The organism is Nesterenkonia cremea (assembly GCF_014642675.1).
GTDB lineage: Bacteria > Actinomycetota > Actinomycetes > Actinomycetales > Micrococcaceae > Nesterenkonia > Nesterenkonia cremea.
The window spans coordinates 1-16519 of the sequence record NZ_BMIS01000008.1; the positions used below are offsets into that span (position 1 = coordinate 1).

13 protein-coding genes are annotated in these 16519 nt (G+C 65.4%); 11 read left to right on the top strand and 2 right to left on the bottom strand.

Annotated features, from left to right (window positions below):
* Positions 1-503 precede the first annotated feature (503 nt).
* From chrA to thiD, 4 genes are all read left to right on the top strand, one after another.
* Complete coding sequence (chrA, locus tag IEW85_RS09430; RefSeq protein WP_188685037.1) at positions 504-1724, top strand: chromate efflux transporter; 1221 nt, start codon at positions 504-506, stop codon at positions 1722-1724.
* A 152-nt stretch (positions 1725-1876) separates the two neighbouring features.
* The gene (locus IEW85_RS09435; protein WP_188685039.1) at positions 1877-3007 is read left to right on the top strand and encodes a DUF418 domain-containing protein; all 1131 of its coding nucleotides are present in this window, start codon (positions 1877-1879) and stop codon (positions 3005-3007) included.
* A 6-nt stretch (positions 3008-3013) separates the two neighbouring features.
* Positions 3014-4678, top strand: coding sequence for a gamma-glutamyltransferase (locus tag IEW85_RS09440; RefSeq protein WP_188685041.1), 1665 nt, complete (start codon positions 3014-3016; stop codon positions 4676-4678).
* A 108-nt stretch (positions 4679-4786) separates the two neighbouring features.
* Entirely contained in the window at positions 4787-5671 is an 885-nt protein-coding gene (thiD, locus tag IEW85_RS09445; protein ID WP_229658934.1) for a bifunctional hydroxymethylpyrimidine kinase/phosphomethylpyrimidine kinase, read from the top strand.
* 43 nt (positions 5672-5714) lie between these two features.
* Here the strand turns inward: thiD and IEW85_RS09450 are convergent, their stop codons facing one another.
* Positions 5715-6638 (bottom strand): GTP pyrophosphokinase, encoded by a 924-nt coding sequence (locus tag IEW85_RS09450; RefSeq protein WP_229658935.1) that lies wholly within the window; start codon positions 6636-6638, stop codon positions 5715-5717.
* A gap of 169 nt (positions 6639-6807) precedes the next feature.
* Here IEW85_RS09450 and IEW85_RS09455 point away from each other — a divergent pair, with 169 nt between their 5' ends.
* The 7 genes from IEW85_RS09455 (at position 6808) to IEW85_RS09480 (ending at position 14725) form a co-directional block, all read left to right on the top strand.
* Positions 6808-8640 (top strand): glycerol-3-phosphate dehydrogenase/oxidase, encoded by a 1833-nt coding sequence (locus IEW85_RS09455; RefSeq protein ID WP_188685046.1) that lies wholly within the window; start codon positions 6808-6810, stop codon positions 8638-8640.
* Positions 8637-8765 (top strand): hypothetical protein, encoded by a 129-nt coding sequence (locus tag IEW85_RS14585; protein ID WP_268234668.1) that lies wholly within the window; start codon positions 8637-8639, stop codon positions 8763-8765. Before IEW85_RS09455 ends, IEW85_RS14585 begins: the two co-directional genes overlap by 4 nt.
* A gap of 527 nt (positions 8766-9292) precedes the next feature.
* Positions 9293-9541, top strand: a complete 249-nt coding sequence (nrdH, locus tag IEW85_RS09460; protein ID WP_188685048.1) for a glutaredoxin-like protein NrdH — start codon at positions 9293-9295, stop codon at positions 9539-9541.
* Between the two features lie 41 nt (positions 9542-9582).
* The gene (gene nrdI / locus IEW85_RS09465) at positions 9583-10020 is read left to right on the top strand and encodes a class Ib ribonucleoside-diphosphate reductase assembly flavoprotein NrdI (protein WP_188685050.1); all 438 of its coding nucleotides are present in this window, start codon (positions 9583-9585) and stop codon (positions 10018-10020) included.
* Positions 10021-10031: 11 nt separating this feature from the next.
* Positions 10032-12164, top strand: coding sequence for a class 1b ribonucleoside-diphosphate reductase subunit alpha (gene nrdE / locus IEW85_RS09470; protein ID WP_268234671.1), 2133 nt, complete (start codon positions 10032-10034; stop codon positions 12162-12164).
* A gap of 65 nt (positions 12165-12229) precedes the next feature.
* Positions 12230-13222: a class 1b ribonucleoside-diphosphate reductase subunit beta gene (gene nrdF / locus IEW85_RS09475; protein WP_188685054.1), complete on the top strand. Its 993-nt coding sequence runs from the start codon at positions 12230-12232 to the stop codon at positions 13220-13222.
* 666 nt (positions 13223-13888) lie between these two features.
* Positions 13889-14725, top strand: a complete 837-nt coding sequence (locus IEW85_RS09480) for a formate/nitrite transporter family protein (RefSeq protein WP_188685056.1) — start codon at positions 13889-13891, stop codon at positions 14723-14725.
* Positions 14726-14730: 5 nt separating this feature from the next.
* On the opposite strand, the gene selB is transcribed toward IEW85_RS09480, so the two are convergent.
* A complete protein-coding gene (gene selB / locus IEW85_RS09485) occupies positions 14731-16518 on the bottom strand; it encodes a selenocysteine-specific translation elongation factor (protein WP_188685058.1) in 1788 nt (595 codons plus the stop codon).
* Between the last annotated feature and the right edge of the window lies 1 nt (position 16519).

Here is a 16519-nt window from a genome sequence, read left to right on the forward strand (position 1 = left end):
CGACACCGGACCCGATGCTGACGCCGGTGAATCCCTCGAGGAGGTGGAATCCCGCACTATCGATCCGCTGGCCGCCTGACCCCAGGCTCACAGGACCGAAGGATCACGACTCATACAACACTCCACCGGGCTTGACCGCGGACGGATCACCCTCTGTCGAGGAAGCGGCAAGGAGGTGGCCCGATTGACCGCCAAAAGTGGTCGCTTCGCCAGCGACCGTTTTACGACCACTTTTGAACGTGACGGCGCGTGATCCTGGGTTACGGTCAATGACGGTCTAACGTGGCTGGATGACCGGAAGCTCGCGGCAAAGGGCCGTCATGGCGGGCAACGGCGCGGGTCCGTCATACTCCTCAGTGAGGAGTACGACGGCGACGGCCGCCTGGCCGCCTCCATCCTGGTGGTCAGCACAGTGCTGTCCCTGCTCACTCTGCCCTTGGTGGCGGAGTTCATGCTCTGAGAGTTTCCCTGCTGTTCACGTGCCTGCGGAAAAGTCGTGACCTATGAGCGACGATCGATCCACCATCGAGCGGAACCCCGGCAACGTGCTGGAGGTCTTCTGGGTCTTCCTGAGGTTGGGGCTGACCTCCTTCGGCGGCCCGGTGGCCCACCTGGCCTATTTCCGTGAGGCCTTCGTGGAGCGGCGCCGCTGGCTGAGTGAGAAGGCCTACGCAGACCTGGTGGCCCTCTGCCAGTTTCTGCCCGGACCTGCCTCCTCCCAGGTCGGGATGGCGCTGGGGCTGCAGCGCGCCGGGTACGGAGGCATGCTTGCAGCCTGGTTCGCCTTCACCATGCCCTCGGTGCTGCTGCTGGTGGCCTTCGCCTACGGTGTGGCCGCGGCGGGGGACCTCTCTGAGGCCGGATGGATCAGTGGTCTGAAGGCCGCCGCCGTCGCCGTGGTGGCTCACGCGGTGCTGGGGATGGCCAAGTCGCTGACCCCGGATGCAGCGCGTGCCTCCATCGCAGCAGTGGCCATGATCATCGTGCTGCTGCTGCCGCATCCCTTCGTATTGGTCGGGGCCATCGCCGCCGCTGGGGCGATCGGCCTGTTCTGGCTGAAGCCAGAGGCTGAGCAGCAGAAGCCTGAGGATGCCTTCCCAGTCCGGGTCTCCAAACGGTTCGCGGTCTGCTCTCTGGGTCTCTTCGCTCTGCTGCTGGCTGGGCTGCCGCTGCTCGCCGCCGTGACCGAGCAGGGCTGGGCGGCGCTGACGGACCTCTTCTACCGCGCCGGCGCCCTGGTCTTCGGCGGCGGCCATGTGGTGCTTCCCCTGCTGCAGGCTGAGACGGTCCAGACCGGACTGGTCGACGCCGACAGCTTCCTCGCCGGCTACGGTGCGGCCCAGGCAGTGCCCGGTCCGCTGTTCACCTTCGCCGGCTTCCTCGGCGCCTCCTCCGAAGGCGAGCCCACCGGCATCCTGGGTGCGGTCATCGCCATCATCGCGATCTTCCTGCCGGCGGCCCTGCTGGTCCTCGGCGCCCTGCCCTTCTGGGAGAGCCTGCGGAAGAACGCCCTGGCCCGCCGCGCACTCATGGGCGTGAACGCAGGGGTGGTCGGCATCCTTGCCGCGGCCCTCTACGATCCCGTCTTCACCGCCGGGATACTGGAAGTCGGCATCGCGGGGCTGTGCATCGCAGTGGTGTCCTTCGTCGTACTCAACAGCTGGAAGGTCCCGGCATGGGCCGTGGTCATCGCCGCGGGACTGGTGGGATGGGGGATCCTGTAGAGAACCGGGGCTGTTTGGGGGAACATCGCGTCTTTGAGGAAAACCCAAGGTCATCCTGGGTACAGTTGTGCGGTATCTGCCACACTGGGCGGCTGCACCCCGTCCGAGGGTGTGAGCGCCTGAACGAGTCCGCCGGGAGGAGCTTGCGCACAATGCTGAGCACGCAGGCGCGCGGAGTCTCCCGGCTCTACGCTCTGGATGTCGCCCGAGCCCTCGCGGTCTTCGGGATGATCATCGTCAATGTGGGTCCCTACACCACAGACGGATGGGCCTCCTTGTTTGTGCGTGCCTTCAACGGCCGCGCCTCCATCCTCTTCGTGATCCTGGCTGGCATCGGCGTGACCTTCCTGGCGCGCCGGGCGCTCACCAAGGGCTTCACCCGGCGCAGCACGCTGCTCTGGCGCGGACTGCTGCTCTTCGTCATCGGGATCGCCCTGCAGGTGCTCGATCATGACGTCAACGTCATCCTCCCCACCTACGCGGCGCTGTTCTTCCTCGCCGCCTTCGTGGTGCGGATGCCCACGCGATGGCTCTTCTGGTCAGCGGTCAGCTCCGCTCTGCTGGGACCGGTCATCTGGATCCTGGTCCGGAAGCTCACCAACTTCAGACCCCACCCGGCGGAGCTGGGTGATTCGCCCCTGGAGATCCTGAGCATCATCCTCTTCTCCGGTCCCTATCCGCTGGTCGTCTGGATCGCTCCCTTCTTCCTGGGCGTCTGGCTGGGACGCCTGCCGCTGGGCAACCAGGGACTGCAGCTGAGGCTGCTGCTGATCGGGTCGGTGGCCGGCGTCGGGGCATTCCTGCTCTCCGGGATCCTGGTGCGCACACTGGGAGAGCCGGACACCGAGAAGATCGGCTTCGACCGGCTGGTCTCGGCCGTGGGGCATTCGCAGATGCCGCTGTGGCTGATCAGCTCCACCGGCACCGCCGTCATGGTGCTGAGCATCCTGCTGCTTCTGGTGCCGAAGTTCGGTAAGCGGATCCGCGTGCTGGTGGCCGTGGGCCAGATGCCGCTGACCGCCTACACCGCCCACCTGGTGATCATCGCTCTGATCGTGCGCCCGGCTCCGGAGACGGCGCTGCAGGGCCTGCTCATCAGCCTCGGCATCATGATGTTCCTCATATTCTTCGCCGTGGTCTGGATAGCCAACCTGCGCTATGGTCCTCTGGAGATGCTGCTGAGGCAGCCCCCGAAGTTCCTCCGGGTGGAATACCAGCTCCCGGCACGGCACCGCACACGCCTCTTCGCTCGGCCCACTCCGCGCCGGGCCAGGAAGGAGTAGCTTCCCATGGCAGGAGCACGTCCGATTCCAACCGCCGCCGCGAGCATCGCGGTTCTGGCGCTCACCGCCGGCTGCCTGGCCGAGGAGGACCCGCCGCCGGAGGCCTCCGAGCCGCCGCAGGCACCCTCCGCCAGCCCAGAGCCGGTGGAGGACACCCTGCAGGAGCAGGGTGTCAGCGCCGGTCACCCGCTGGCCGTGGCCGCCGGAGAGCAGATCCTCGAAGAGGGCGGCAATGCTGTCGACGCCGCCATCGCCGCCTCCTTCGCCGTGGCTGTGGTGGAGCCCTACGCCTCCGGGATCGGCGGTGGGGGCTCCGTGGTCCTCGCCGGGCAGGAGGGTGATCCCGTCTTCTACGACTACCGCGAGGTGGTCAACAACGAGGGTGAGATCCCAGAATCCGGCACCGGCATCCCCGGTTTCGTGGCCGGTATGGGCGAGCTGTATGAGAACCACGGCAGCTTGGAATGGGCCCAGCTGCTCGAACCAGCTGAGACTCTGGCCAGCGACGGCTTCGAGGTCTCCGAGTACCTGGCTGAGCGCATGGTTCAGGAGGATGCGCTGGCCGCCATCAGCGATCTGGACCATTACACCGACGGCGGCGAGCCGCTGGGCGCCGGTGAACAGCTGGTCCAGGAGGAGCTGGGCGCGACGCTGTCGTCTTTGGCCGAGAACGGCTGGGAGGACTACTACACCGGCGAGCTGGCTGAGTCTGTGGCTGATCAGGTCGAGGGCATCGACCAGGAGTCCCTGGAGGACTACGAGGTGGTCATCTCTGATCCCTCGCGCGGTGAGTTCGGGGACTATGAGCTGCTGGCCGCAGCGCCCTCGCTTCCCGGTCCGGCCATGATCCAGATGATGCAGATCGCCGAGGCTCAGGGCATCGCGGATATGGACCCTGACTCCGCCGAGTATGTCGACCTGCTCTCCGACGCCTGGCTGGAGGCCGAGGACACGGTCTTCACTGAGCTGGGGGACCCGGGCTTCATCGAGGTCCCCGATGACATCACCGACGCCGAGTCCAACGCCGAGATCGAGCTGGACGCCGCACAGTCCTCTGACCAGGGTGAACAGTCCGACCACGGCGAGCAGGGTTACGGCGGAGACCCGGGCGATCATGCCAACACCACCCACATCAGCGTGGTGGACTCCGACGGGCTGACCGTCTCCATGACCAACACGATCATGTTCTTCTGGGGCAGCGGAGAGATGGTGGACGGCTACTTCGTCAATAACCACCTGTCCCGTTTCGAGGCGATCGACTCCCCGGCGAACGAGCCCGAGCCGGGCCGCCGGACGGTCACCTGGTCCAACCCGACCATCGTCCTGGATGAGGAGCAGCGGCCGGTGCTCGCCGCGGGCAGCCCCGGCGGTCACCAGATCCTCAACATCTTGGGAACCGTATTCGTCCAATGGGGCCTGCAGGGGCGTTCCCTGGAGGAGGCCATCGCCACGCCGCGGTTCCGCGCGGAGGAGGATACGCTCTACATCGAGGAGAGCATGCCCGGCGGTCTGGTCGAGGACCTGGAGGACATGGGTTGGGACACCGAGGTCTGGCCGGATGAGATGGCCAGCTTCGGCTCGGTGCAGCCGCTGGAGGTCGACTATGACGCCGGCACCGTCGGCAGCGTGGACGATCCCCGCCGCGAAGGCGCCCACGCCATCGTCGACTGAGACCCCTGGTAGGCTCAGTCAGCACAGCACGGGGTGCTCGTCGCCGATCGACGAGCTGAGAAGACACCCGTAGAACCTGTTTGGTTAGCACCAGCGAAGGGAATGCCTGTGAGCGACTTCTCCACGCGCCCCGCAGCCTCTGCGGATGGGCGCACCATCCCCAATCTGCTCTCCATCGCCGGAACCGACCCCACCGGGGGCGCGGGCATCCAGGCCGATCTGAAGAGCTTCGCCGCCCACCGGGCGTATGGGATGTGTGTGGTGACCGCGCTGGTCGCCCAGAACACCGAGGGTGTCCGGGACATCCACCTGCCCCCGGTGGAGTTCCTGCGCGCACAGCTCGACGCCGTCAGCGACGATGTGGCCATCGACGGCGTCAAAGTGGGCATGCTCGGCACTGCGGAGATCATCAGCACCGTCGCCGCCTGGTGGGACGAGCTCACCCAGGACAGCGGCGCTGGGGCACCCGTCCTGGTGGTGGACCCCGTCATGGTGGCCACCTCCGGGGATCGCCTGCTCCACGCCGAGGCTGAGTCAGCCCTGAACGGATTCCTCCACCGGGCAGATCTGATCACGCCCAATGTGCCCGAGCTGGCCCTGCTGGCCGGTGCCGAGCCGGCCGCCACCACCGAAGAGCTCCTGGCACAGGCCGAGCAGGTCGCCGACACCCACCATGTGCTGGTCCTGGCCAAGGGCGGCCACCTCGAGGACGCCACGGTCACCGACACACTGGTCCACCCCACCGACGACGCCGGCCACCGGCCTTCTTATCAGCAGTTCGAGTCCCCGCGGGTCGAGACCAGCAGCACCCACGGCACCGGCTGCTCAGTCTCCGCAGCCCTGGCCGCTCTGCGCGCTCGAGGCCTCAGCTGGCCCGAATCCGTGGCTCAGGTCAAAGACTGGATGACCTCATCCCTGCAGGCCGCCGAGGCCCTCGACGTCGGCCGCGGCCACGGCCCCATCCAACACTTCGCCGACCTCTGGACCTCTTGACCCACTACGCAGCGGGTGCCTCGCAGGGGTACCGCAGCAGAATCTACTCGGGAGAGCCTTCCGACGGAGCACCTTCGCTGAACCAGCCGCTGGGATTCGGGCGATCGGCCGGCGTCGGGCCGGTGGCACCTTCACCTGAGGTGGGTGCTTGGCGCTTCAGGGAGCTGACGCGGTCGCGGATCTCTGCCATCTGCTTGTCCAGCGCGGCGGCCTTCTCGGCGGCGTCGCGCAGCTCGTCGAGGATGTCTCCGGGGACCTCGCCCTCGTAGGTGTAGTAGATCTTGTGCTCCAGCGAGGCCCAGAAGTCCATGGCCACAGTGCGGATCTGGACCTCCACGTAGACGAACTCGGTCCGGTTGGAGAGGAAGACCGGCACCTGCAGGATGACGTGCAGGGACTGGTAGCCGTTGGGCTTAGGGCGGCGGATGTAGTCCTTGACCTCCACCACGCGCAGATCGGGCTGGCTGCAGAGCATCTCGGCGACCCAGTAGGAGTCGGAGACGAAGGAGCAGGTGATGCGGATTCCGGCGATGTCGCGGATGGCGTGTCGGATGCCCTTCAGCGTGGGCTCGCAGCCGTAGCGCTGGACCTTGTCCATGATCCGGTCCAGGGACTTCAGCCGGTAGTTCACATGCTCGATGGGGGAGTAGTCCCGGGTGTGCTCGAACTCCTCGCGCAGGATGTTGATCTTGGTGAGGACCTCATCCATGCCGAACTTATAGTGCAGCTGGAATTCGGTGAGCTGACGCCGGATGTCCATCATGCGGGGGACCACACCGGTCTGCCCGTTCTTGCCGGCGTCGTCGTTGAGCTGGGAGAGCAGCTGCTGGTACATGTCCGTATCCGGAGCGGTGCCGTGTCCGGCGGTCTCCATCTCCGTGGTGGTGTGCGCAGTGTGCGTCTCTGGACCATGGTCCTCGGCAGAGAGGGAACGGCTGTCTGCCGCGGGGGCGCTTCCAGAGGACATCAGGTTCTCCTTGGAGTCGATGACTCGAATGGGGGAGCGGCTCGGGGGAGTCGGTGCAGGCTCGCCGGGCGCTCTGTCGTCAACCAATTGTCGACCCTAGAACGGGTACCTGTGAAGACCCTCCACATGGCGGCTAAGGTGGAAGCAGTCTCAGCGAAGGAGGTCCCCGATGAAGCCTCAGCCACTCAACCGGTCGACCCGTGAGGCCGCCCTGGAGCGTATGGCGGCCACGAGTTCCGAGGAGCCGCTGGATGTCCTGGTGATTGGAGGGGGTGTGGTCGGTGCGGCCACAGCCTTCGACGCCGCCACCAGGGGTCTGGAGGTGGGCCTGGTCGAGGCCCGGGACTTCGGCGAGGGGACATCCTCACGGTCCTCGAAGCTGGTGCACGGAGGCCTGCGCTATCTGCAGATGCTGGACTTCAAGCTGGTGGCGGAGGCGCTGCGCGAGCGCGACCTGCTGCTGACCCGCAACGCTCCGCATCTGGTGCGTCCGCTTCCCTTCATCTTCCCCTTCGAGAAGCCGGTCTTCGAGCGTGCCTTCGTGGGATCGGGCGTCTCCCTGTATGACGCGCTGACGCTGCGTCCGGGAGCAGGCCGGCATCGTCGGCGTCGGGCTGTCCCCTTCCACCGTCATCTGAGCCGGCATGGGCTGCGGCAGCGCTTCCCGGGGCTGGACGAGGAGAGGTTCGTCGGTGCCCTGGAGTACTACGATGCGCAGGTTGATGATGCCCGCCTGGTGCTCACACTGGCCCGTTCGGCCCACAGCCTGGGTGCCCATACCGCGGTCCGCACCGAGGCGGTGGACTATCTGCGCGATGGTCAGGACCGGATCTGTGGCGCCCGGCTGCGCGATCATGAGACCGGCCGCGAGTTCGACGTCTACGCCCGCGAGACCATCCTGGCTGCCGGTGTGTGGACCGGAGAGGCCCAGGAGACCGCGCTGGAGGGGACCGGCAGCCGAGCCGGCCTGAAGGTGCTGGCCTCCAAGGGCATCCACATCACCGTTCCGCGTGATCGGATCCGGGCGGAGGGGACCGTGGGGGTGATCACCCAGACGGAGAAGTCGGTGCTGTTCCTCATCCCGCTGCGCGATGTCTGGGCCATCGGCACCACCGATACCGCCTGGCATGAGGCGGTGGACTCTCCGGCGCCCACCTCGGAGGACATCGACTATGTCCTGGCCCATGCCAATGAGGTGCTGGAGGCTGATCTGAGCCGTGAGGACGTGCTGGGCACCTGGGCAGGTCTGCGGCCGCTTCTCCAGCCCACTGAGACGGAGGAGGACGGCGACGGTTCGGCCAAGGTCTCTCGCGAGCACACGGTGATGCAGCTGGCTCCGGGGCTGACCGGGATCGCCGGCGGCAAGCTGACCACCTACCGTGTGATGGCCGAGGATGCCGTGGACTTCGCATCCGAGGGCAGCTTCAAGGACCGTGAGAGCCTCACCGAGCTGATGCCGCTGGCCGGAGGTCAGGGCTACGGCGAATGGGCGGATCAGGCTGAGGACATCGCCCAGGCCTATGGCTGGGACGCCGGCCGGGTGGATCGTCTGCTGAATCGCTACGGCTCCATGCTGGGTGAGCTGCTGGAGCTCATCGATGAGGAGGAGTCGCTGGGCCGCCCCCTGGAGCACGCCCCGGGCTATCTGCGCGCCGAGGTGCTCTACGCGGTGCGCTTCGAGGGCGCGATGCATCTGGATGACCTGCTCTCCCGCCGCACCCGCCTCTTCCATGAGGTGGCCGACCGGGGCCTGGACAGTGTGGAGGAGATCCTTCAGATCGCGGCCTCGGAGCTCGGCTGGGATGCTGAGCGGATTGTGGCGGAGCGGCGCGCCTACGCCGGCTATATCGAGGCCCAGCGTGCCGCTGAGGACACTGAGCACGACGCCGAGGCGGCGGCTCTGCTCTCCGAGGCGCGCCCGGTGCCCCAGCAGCACGCCACCGAACCCTCGGGATCGGCCGCTCAGCCCACCGGTGCGGCGGAGACGGAGCCTCAGGCATGAAGCAGTTCGTCCTGGCCATCGATCAGGGGACCACCTCCACCCGTGCTGTGGTCTTCGACGCTGCCGCCCGCACAGTGAGCAGCGGCCAGCGCGGAGGGCGCCCGCGAACGCGCCGAGCAGGGTGAACTCCTCTTTCGGGGCCATGGACACCTGGGTGGCCTGGAACCTCACCGGAGGTCCCGACGGCGGGGTGCACATGACCGGCCCAAGATCATCGAGACCACGGCGCTGGGTAGCGGCCTATGCCGCCGGGCTGGCGGTGGGCGTCTGGGACTGTGCCGTCGCTGTCTGCCGACCGCTGCGTCCTCGGCGGATGGGTCCGCCTGGGACGCGCATCACTAGATATAGCGTCAGAACGTGACCTGCGGCGCAACATCTTGGATCATCCGGGCGTTGCGACACGCCGCGACACACCTCGCAGGAAAAAATCTGAGCAGGGGAGAAGTCCCCTCCACAGCTGTGGAGCAGCATGGAGCGCTGAGCGTTCTGGGGCGTCAGATCAAGGATCGACGAATCCACAGGGGCTGTGCATAGACGGTGGAGAAACTACAGCCGTGCAAGTACAGCATTTAGTGGTCACCCATGGACCCCAACCCAAGATGTAGTATTGAGGACGCAACGAAAGAACACCCTTCAACGCCAGGGAGCCGTTATGTCCGTGACTGTGTACACCAAGCCCGCATGCGTCCAGTGCAACGCCACCTACCGCGCCCTGGACAAGAACGGCGTCACCTACAAGAGCGTCGACATCTCCCAGGATGCAGAGGCCCTCGAGCGGGTCCGCGCGCTCGGCTACATGCAGGCTCCGGTCGTCATCACCGAGGACGACCACTGGTCCGGCTTCCGCCCGGACAAGATCTCCGAGCTCTCCGGGAATGAGGCAGCCGTCTCGGCCGCTTAACTCATAGAGACCTCGAGAAGCCCCGCCGCGACGATCGTGAGATGAAGACCTCCGCCCCGCTCATCTATTTCTCCTCCGTATCGAACAACACGCATCGATTCGTGGAGAAGCTCGGCCTGCCGGAGCAGAGCACCGCACGGCTGCCGCTGCGCACCAAGGACGAGACACTCGAAGCCGCAGAGCCCTTCGTTCTGATCCTGCCCACCTATGGGGCGGACGGCGGAAAGGGCTCGGTGCCCAAGCAGGTCATCAAGTTCCTCAACGTGGAGTCCAACCGGGCTCTGCTGCGAGGGGTGATCGGCGCGGGAAACACGAATTTCCACGAGAGCTACTGCATCGCCGGCGATATCGTCGCTCAGAAATGCGGAGTTCCGCATCTGTACAGGTTCGAGCTCATGGGCACAGACGAGGACGTGTCCCGAGTCAGACAGGGATTGGAAGAGTTTTGGAAACAGCAGTCAAGCCTCTCAGCCGCGTAGAAGAGCCAGCACTGGCCAAGAAGGTTCCCCCGCAGTGGGAGGGCCTGAGCTATCACGAGCTCAACGCCATGCTGAACCTGTACGGACCGGACGGAGAGATCCAGTTCGAGGCCGATCAGCTGGCGGCCAGGAAGTACTTCCTGGACAACGTCAACGTGAACACCGTCTTCTTCCATGACCTGGACGAGAAGCTCAAGTACCTGGTCGAGAACGACTACTACGAGCCGGCGACCCTGGAGCAGTACGACCGCGGCTTCATCCACCGGCTGTGGGACAGCGCCTACGCGGCCAAGTTCCGTTTCCCGACCTTCCTGGGCGCGTTCAAGTTCTACACCTCCTATGCTTTGAAGACCTTCGACGGCAAGCGCTACCTGGAGCGCTTCGAGGACCGCGTCTGCATGGTCGCCCTCTACCTGGCCCGCGGTGACGAGGAGCAGGCCCAGAAGCTTATGGAGGAGATCATCTCCGGACGCTTCCAGCCGGCCACCCCTACCTTCCTCAACGCAGGCAAGAAGCAGCGCGGCGAGCTCGTCTCCTGCTTCCTGCTGCGCATCGAGGACAACATGGAGTCCATCTCCCGCGGCATCAACTCGGCCCTGCAGCTGTCCAAGCGCGGCGGCGGCGTCGCGCTGTCGCTGACCAACATCCGTGAGCACGGCGCTCCGATCAAGCAGATCCAGAACCAGTCCTCGGGCGTCATCCCGGTCATGAAGCTGCTGGAGGACTCCTTCTCCTACGCCAACCAGCTCGGCGCCCGTCAGGGTGCCGGTGCGGTGTACCTCAACGCCCACCACCCGGACATCCACCGTTTCCTGGACACCAAGCGTGAGAACGCGGACGAGAAGATCCGCATCAAGACGCTCTCGCTGGGCGTGGTGGTCCCGGACATCACCTTCGAGCTGGCCAAGCGGAACGAGGACATGTACCTCTTCAGCCCGTATGACGTCGAGCGCGTCTACGGCAAGCCGTTCAGCGAGATCTCGGTGACCGAGAAGTACTACGAGATGGTGGACGACGCCCGGATCCGCAAGAACAAGATCAACGCCCGTGAGTTCTTCCAGACGCTGGCCGAGATCCAGTTCGAGTCCGGCTACCCCTACATCATGTTCGAGGACACGGTGAACCGGGCGAACCCGATCGCCGGCCGGATCACCATGTCCAACCTCTGCTCCGAGATCCTGCAGGTCTCCGAGGCCTCCGAGTACAAGGCCGATCTGGGCTACGCACAGGTGGGCAAGGACATCTCCTGCAACCTCGGCTCGCTGAACATCGCCAAGACGATGGATTCCCCGGACTTCGGGCAGACCATCGAGACGGCCATCCGTTCGCTGACAGCAGTCTCGGACATGTCCTACATCGAGTCTGTTCCCTCCATCGCCGACGGCAACCGGCGCAGTCACGCCATCGGCCTGGGCCAGATGAACCTGCACGGCTACCTGGCGCGCGAGCGGGTCCACTACGGCTCCGAGGAGGGCCTGGACTTCACCAACATCTACTTCTACACGGTGCTGTTCCACTGCCTGCGCGCCTCGAACCAGATCGCCAAGGAGACCGGCGAGACCTTCGACGGCTTCGAGAACTCGGCCTACGCATCCGGCGCGTTCTTCGACAAGTACACCGAGCAGGCCTGGGAGCCCCGGACTGAGAAGGTCCGTGAGCTGTTCAGCCACGTGCACCTGCCCACCCAGGCGGACTGGCGCGAGCTGAAGGAGGAGATCCTCAAGCACGGCATCTACAACCAGAACCTGCAGGCCGTTCCGCCGACGGGCTCGATCTCCTACATCAACAACTCCACCTCCTCGATCCACCCGGTGGCCTCGCCCATCGAGATCCGCAAGGAGGGTAAGCTCGGCCGTGTCTACTACCCGGCGCCGTATCTGACCAATGACAACCTGGAGTACTACCAGGATGCCTATGAGATCGGCTACGAGAAGATCATCGACACCTACGCCGCCGCCACCCAGCATGTGGACCAGGGGCTGAGCCTGACTCTGTTCTTCAAAGACACCGCCAGCACCCGTGACATCAACAAGGCACAGATCTACGCATGGAAGCAGGGCATCAAGACCCTCTACTACATCCGTCTGCGCCAGCTGGCCCTGGAAGGCACCGAGGTCGAGGGCTGCGTCTCCTGCATGCTGTGAGGCATGTCTGAGACATCTCGGCCGGCAGACGAACGTTCCGTCACAAGAGAAGGACACCTAAGCGCGTGACCACTTCAGCAGAAGCGCCCCACTCCGCGTCGCTGCTCGACCATGTCGAGGCGATCAACTGGAACCGCATGCCCGATGACAAGGACGGCGAGGTGTGGAACCGGCTGGTCAACAACTTCTGGCTGCCGGAGAAGGTCCCGGTCTCCAACGACGTCCAGTCCTGGAACACCCTGACCGAGGAGGAGAAGACCCTCACCATGCGGGTCTTCACCGGTCTGACCCTGCTGGACACCATCCAGGGGACCGTGGGCGCGGTGGCGCTGATCCCGCATTCGCTGACCCAGCACGAGGAAGCGGTGATGACCAACATCGCCTTCATGGAGTCGGTTCATGCGAAGTCCTACTCGCAGATCTTCTCCACGCTGTGCTCCACCCGGGAGATCGACGACGCCTTCCGCTGGTCCAAGGAGAACGAGAATCTCCAGCGCAAGGCCCAGATCGTCATGGACTACTACCACGGTGACGACGGCATGAAGAAGCGTGTGGCCTCCACCATCCTGGAGTCCTTCCTCTTCTACTCCGGCTTCTACCTGCCGATGCACTGGTCCTCCCGGGCCAAGCTGACCAACACTGCGGACATCATTCGCCTGATCATCCGTGATGAGGCTGTCCACGGCTACTACATCGGTTATAAGTATCAGCGGGCCCTGGAGCAGGAGACCCCGGAGCGCCGCGAGGAGCTGAAGGCCTACACCTATGACCTTCTCTTCGAGCTCTACGAGAACGAGGTCCAGTACACCTCTGATCTCTACGACGGCGTCGGCCTGACCGAGGACGTCAAGAAGTTCCTCCACTACAACGCCAATAAGGCCCTGATGAACCTGGGCTATGAGGCGATGTTCCCCAAGGAGGTCACCGACGTGAACCCGGCGATCCTCTCAGCGCTGAGCCCGAACGCAGATGAGAACCACGACTTCTTCTCCGGCTCCGGCTCCAGCTACGTGATCGGCAAGGCCGTGGAGACCGAGGACGAGGACTGGGACTTCTGAGAGATGAGGACTGGGCGTTCTGAGTCACTGACTGCCCCAGTCGCCCACCAGGGTCCTTGAAGGCCTGGATCTGCATGCTTCTGCAGGTCCAGGCCTTACTCGTGTCCCCTCCCGACGAAACAGAGGAGCACCGAGATGACCATCAGAAACCGGCAGTGGCGCATGCCGAGGGCACGAGGACACCTACCAGTTGGGTAAGGGGGCCTCTGCCACCCGGAATGTGGGTTCGGCGTGCTCCGGAGGTGGTGGCAGCTCGCCGTCGTGCCGAGGCAGAAGTTGAGAAGGGACTGGCCCTGGGGTTCGCGGAGTACCGGTTCTGAGCAACGCGGACTACATCGTCGCGGAACTCATTGGGGCAGGGATTGGGCATGAAGCCATTCCTTCCAGGCCAACGATCGGCTAGCCAGATCAAGTTGCCACCTATCCCTGCATCAGCCCCTAGGCTGTGGCCCGCGGGTCGCGAGCCTCACCCTTGAGAACACGCCGAATCAGCGCTTGAGTAGGCTTCCTACGGTCTGAGAAGTACCTACAGGGGCCCAGTTCCGCAGGTTTCTGCGGGTTCGGGGCTGTTCTCATCGGTGGCGCATAGTGCTGTAGAGACATGCGCGTCCACCCTTAGACTGGCCACAGGATCGCATCACATCAGCCGAGGGAGACAAGGCACCGATGTCGTACGTCGCACCACCTGAAGTCACCGAGGACATGCTGGCACAAGGCACCTCGAAGTCTGAGCTGAGCAGCTGGCAACAGCTTCTCCGGGGCACGATCTCCGGATTCGTGCTCTCAGGTGCGACCGTCATGGCGATCCTCGCCGCAGAGGAGGCGGGAAACAGCCTGGTCGGAGCGCTGGTCTTCCCGATGGGGCTGGCGGTCGTCGTCATCCTGGGCCTGGAGCTGCTCACCGGCAACTTCGCCCTGGTGCCCCTGGCGGTGCTCGAAGGACGGGCGCGCCTCTCCTCGCTGTTCCGCAGCTTCGGAGTGGTCCTGGCAGGGCACGTGATCGGCGGACTGCTCTGTGCTCTGCTGTTCGCCGCGTGGCTCACCGAATTCTGGACGGGCGGAGCAGGTCTGCTGATCGACGGGCTGATCGACACCGCAGAGGAGAAGACCCTCGCCTACCAAGACCTGGGCATGTCGGCGGGGATCAGTCTGGCCCTGCTCAGCGGAATCCTCTGCAACTGGTTGGTGGTGCTCGGAGTGGTCATGGGCATGACCAGCACCAGCACCACAGGCAAGCTGGCCGCGCTCTGGCTGCCGATCGCCGCGTTCTTCTACTTGGAACTCGAGCACGCAGTGGTCAACCTGTTCGTGATCCCTGCGGGCATGATGGTCGGTGCCGACGTCGGCGTCGTCGACTGGCTGGTGTGGAACCAAGTGCCTGTGCTGATCGGTAACCTGATCGGTGGATTCTTCCTGCTCGGGCTGCCGGTCTACCTGGCGTTCCGCACAAAGCAGGAGGATCTGCCCGCCGATGCTGCCGAGGAACCCTCCGAAGGGCTGTGAGAGGCCTACGAGACGATCTCGCGGAGTGCGGAGTCCACCCGGCGGGTCCAACCACGCCTATCGAGGTGCCCCAGCAGCGGCACTGCCGTTCTGCGTGACGTTCCCAGAACCTGACGGGCCGCGCTCACGGTGAACGGCTGCTCCAGCGAAGAGAGCTCCCGCATGGCACGTGCTGGGGAGCTCGGCAGCAGGACCACACCCCCAGGAAGCCGCAGCAGACGGCCCTGGCGTTCGGCCGCAGCCAGCTCGCGATCACTGAGCCCCAGTTGCGTCAGTCGATGCGCCTCCGGCGCGGAGAACGGTCGGTTGTTCAGCTCCTCCTCCAAAGCAGAGACTGAGCCTTCCGCCGCCCCCAAGTCTCGGTGACCGTCAGCGGTGCTGATGCGGCCGGAGCTCTGGTGCAGCCCGGCCTCACCAATGATGGGGCCGAGCAGCGAGTGGTCGGGCAGATTCAGAGCGTCGGCTGCCGCGCCCTGGGAGAGCCCAGCGGAGAGGGGATGCTCACACAGGTGGGTCTCCGTGGCAGTGCGCAGCTGCCCGACCCACGTGCCGACCTGTTCGGCATCAACCAGCCAGGCTCCCAGCCGGCGCACCGCTGCAGGGAGCGTGTCAGGCTCCGGGATCCCCATCTGCCGCAGGCTCTCCACAGTGACCACGCAGCGGCGCCGGACCTCATCACGCAGGTCGCCGGCGATACTCATCTGAGACAACGTCCGCGTGCGCCGTGCCCCGTCGCCGCGACGGGTGAGCGGCGGAACATCGACGTCGAGGACCTGGGCACCGGTCAGCACAGTCCGGCGCCCGGAACTTCTGACCAGCAGCCGGTCGCCGACCTGCAGGGGCAGCGGCCGACTGAGGGTGAGGCGGGCATGTGCCTCGTCGAACCGGCGGCACCGCGCGGACACGGCCGCTGTGCCGACGTGCACTGTGACGCTCTGCGGAGTCTGCGAGAAGTCCTGGCCTGAGGCGTGCCGAACGTCGAGGGTGTCAGTGAGGTGCCAGTCCTCGGGAGTGAGAAGGACATGCCCCCGGCCGAGCTGCTCCGCGGAGACCCCACGCAGATTGATGGCCACACGGTTGGCGGCACGGACTGACGGTACGTCCTTGCCATGGGACTGCAGACCACGCACGGTCACCGGGGCGTCCACGTCCTCACCGAGGAGATGAAGACGCTGCTCGCGCTCCAGCCGGCCTGCTGCGAGAGTCCCGGTGACCACTGTCCCGGCCCCGCGCAGGCTGAAGGCCCGATCGGCCCAGAGCCGGACCGGTTCATCTTCGGCCGGGGTCTCGGCGGCCGAGAGTACGTCATCGAGGGCGGTCCGCAGATGGTCCAAGCCCTCGCCGGTGGCGGCAGAGACGGCTACGGCGGGCGCGGCACGCAGGGAGGTGCCCGCCAGTTCCTCACGGACCTGTTCCAGCACGTCAGGGACACGGTCAGGTGCCAGATCTGCGCGTGTGATGACGATCAGCCCCGTATCGATCCCCAGCGCGGCAGCTGCGTCCCGGTGATCGCTGGACTGGGCCTGCCACCCCTGATCAGCGGCGACGACGAAGCACACCACCGGCGCGGGTCCCAGACCGGAGAGCATATTGCCCAGGAAGCGTTCGTGGCCGGGCACATCGACGAAGGAGACGTCTTGGCCAGAAGGCAGCGTGGTCGCTGCAAAGCCCAGATCGATGGTCAGTCCACGGCGGTGCTCCTCATCCCAGCGGTCAGGCTCGGTTCCGGTGAGGGCCCGCACCAGCGTGGATTTGCCATGATCGACGTGTCCGGCAGTGGCGACCACATACATG

Coding starts and splice junctions, on each gene's coding strand:
- chrA (WP_188685037.1), top strand. CDS start 504: ATGAGCGACGATCGATCCACCATCGAGCGGAACCCCGGCAACGTGCTG.
- IEW85_RS09435 (WP_188685039.1), top strand. CDS start 1,877: ATGCTGAGCACGCAGGCGCGCGGAGTCTCCCGGCTCTACGCTCTGGAT.
- IEW85_RS09440 (WP_188685041.1), top strand. CDS start 3,014: ATGGCAGGAGCACGTCCGATTCCAACCGCCGCCGCGAGCATCGCGGTT.
- IEW85_RS09450 (WP_229658935.1), bottom strand. CDS start 6,638: ATGTCCTCTGGAAGCGCCCCCGCGGCAGACAGCCGTTCCCTCTCTGCC.
- IEW85_RS09455 (WP_188685046.1), top strand. CDS start 6,808: ATGAAGCCTCAGCCACTCAACCGGTCGACCCGTGAGGCCGCCCTGGAG.
- IEW85_RS14585 (WP_268234668.1), top strand. CDS start 8,637: ATGAAGCAGTTCGTCCTGGCCATCGATCAGGGGACCACCTCCACCCGT.
- nrdH (WP_188685048.1), top strand. CDS start 9,293: ATGTCCGTGACTGTGTACACCAAGCCCGCATGCGTCCAGTGCAACGCC.
- nrdI (WP_188685050.1), top strand. CDS start 9,583: ATGAAGACCTCCGCCCCGCTCATCTATTTCTCCTCCGTATCGAACAAC.
- IEW85_RS09480 (WP_188685056.1), top strand. CDS start 13,889: ATGTCGTACGTCGCACCACCTGAAGTCACCGAGGACATGCTGGCACAA.
- selB (WP_188685058.1), bottom strand. CDS start 16,518: ATGTATGTGGTCGCCACTGCCGGACACGTCGATCATGGCAAATCCACG.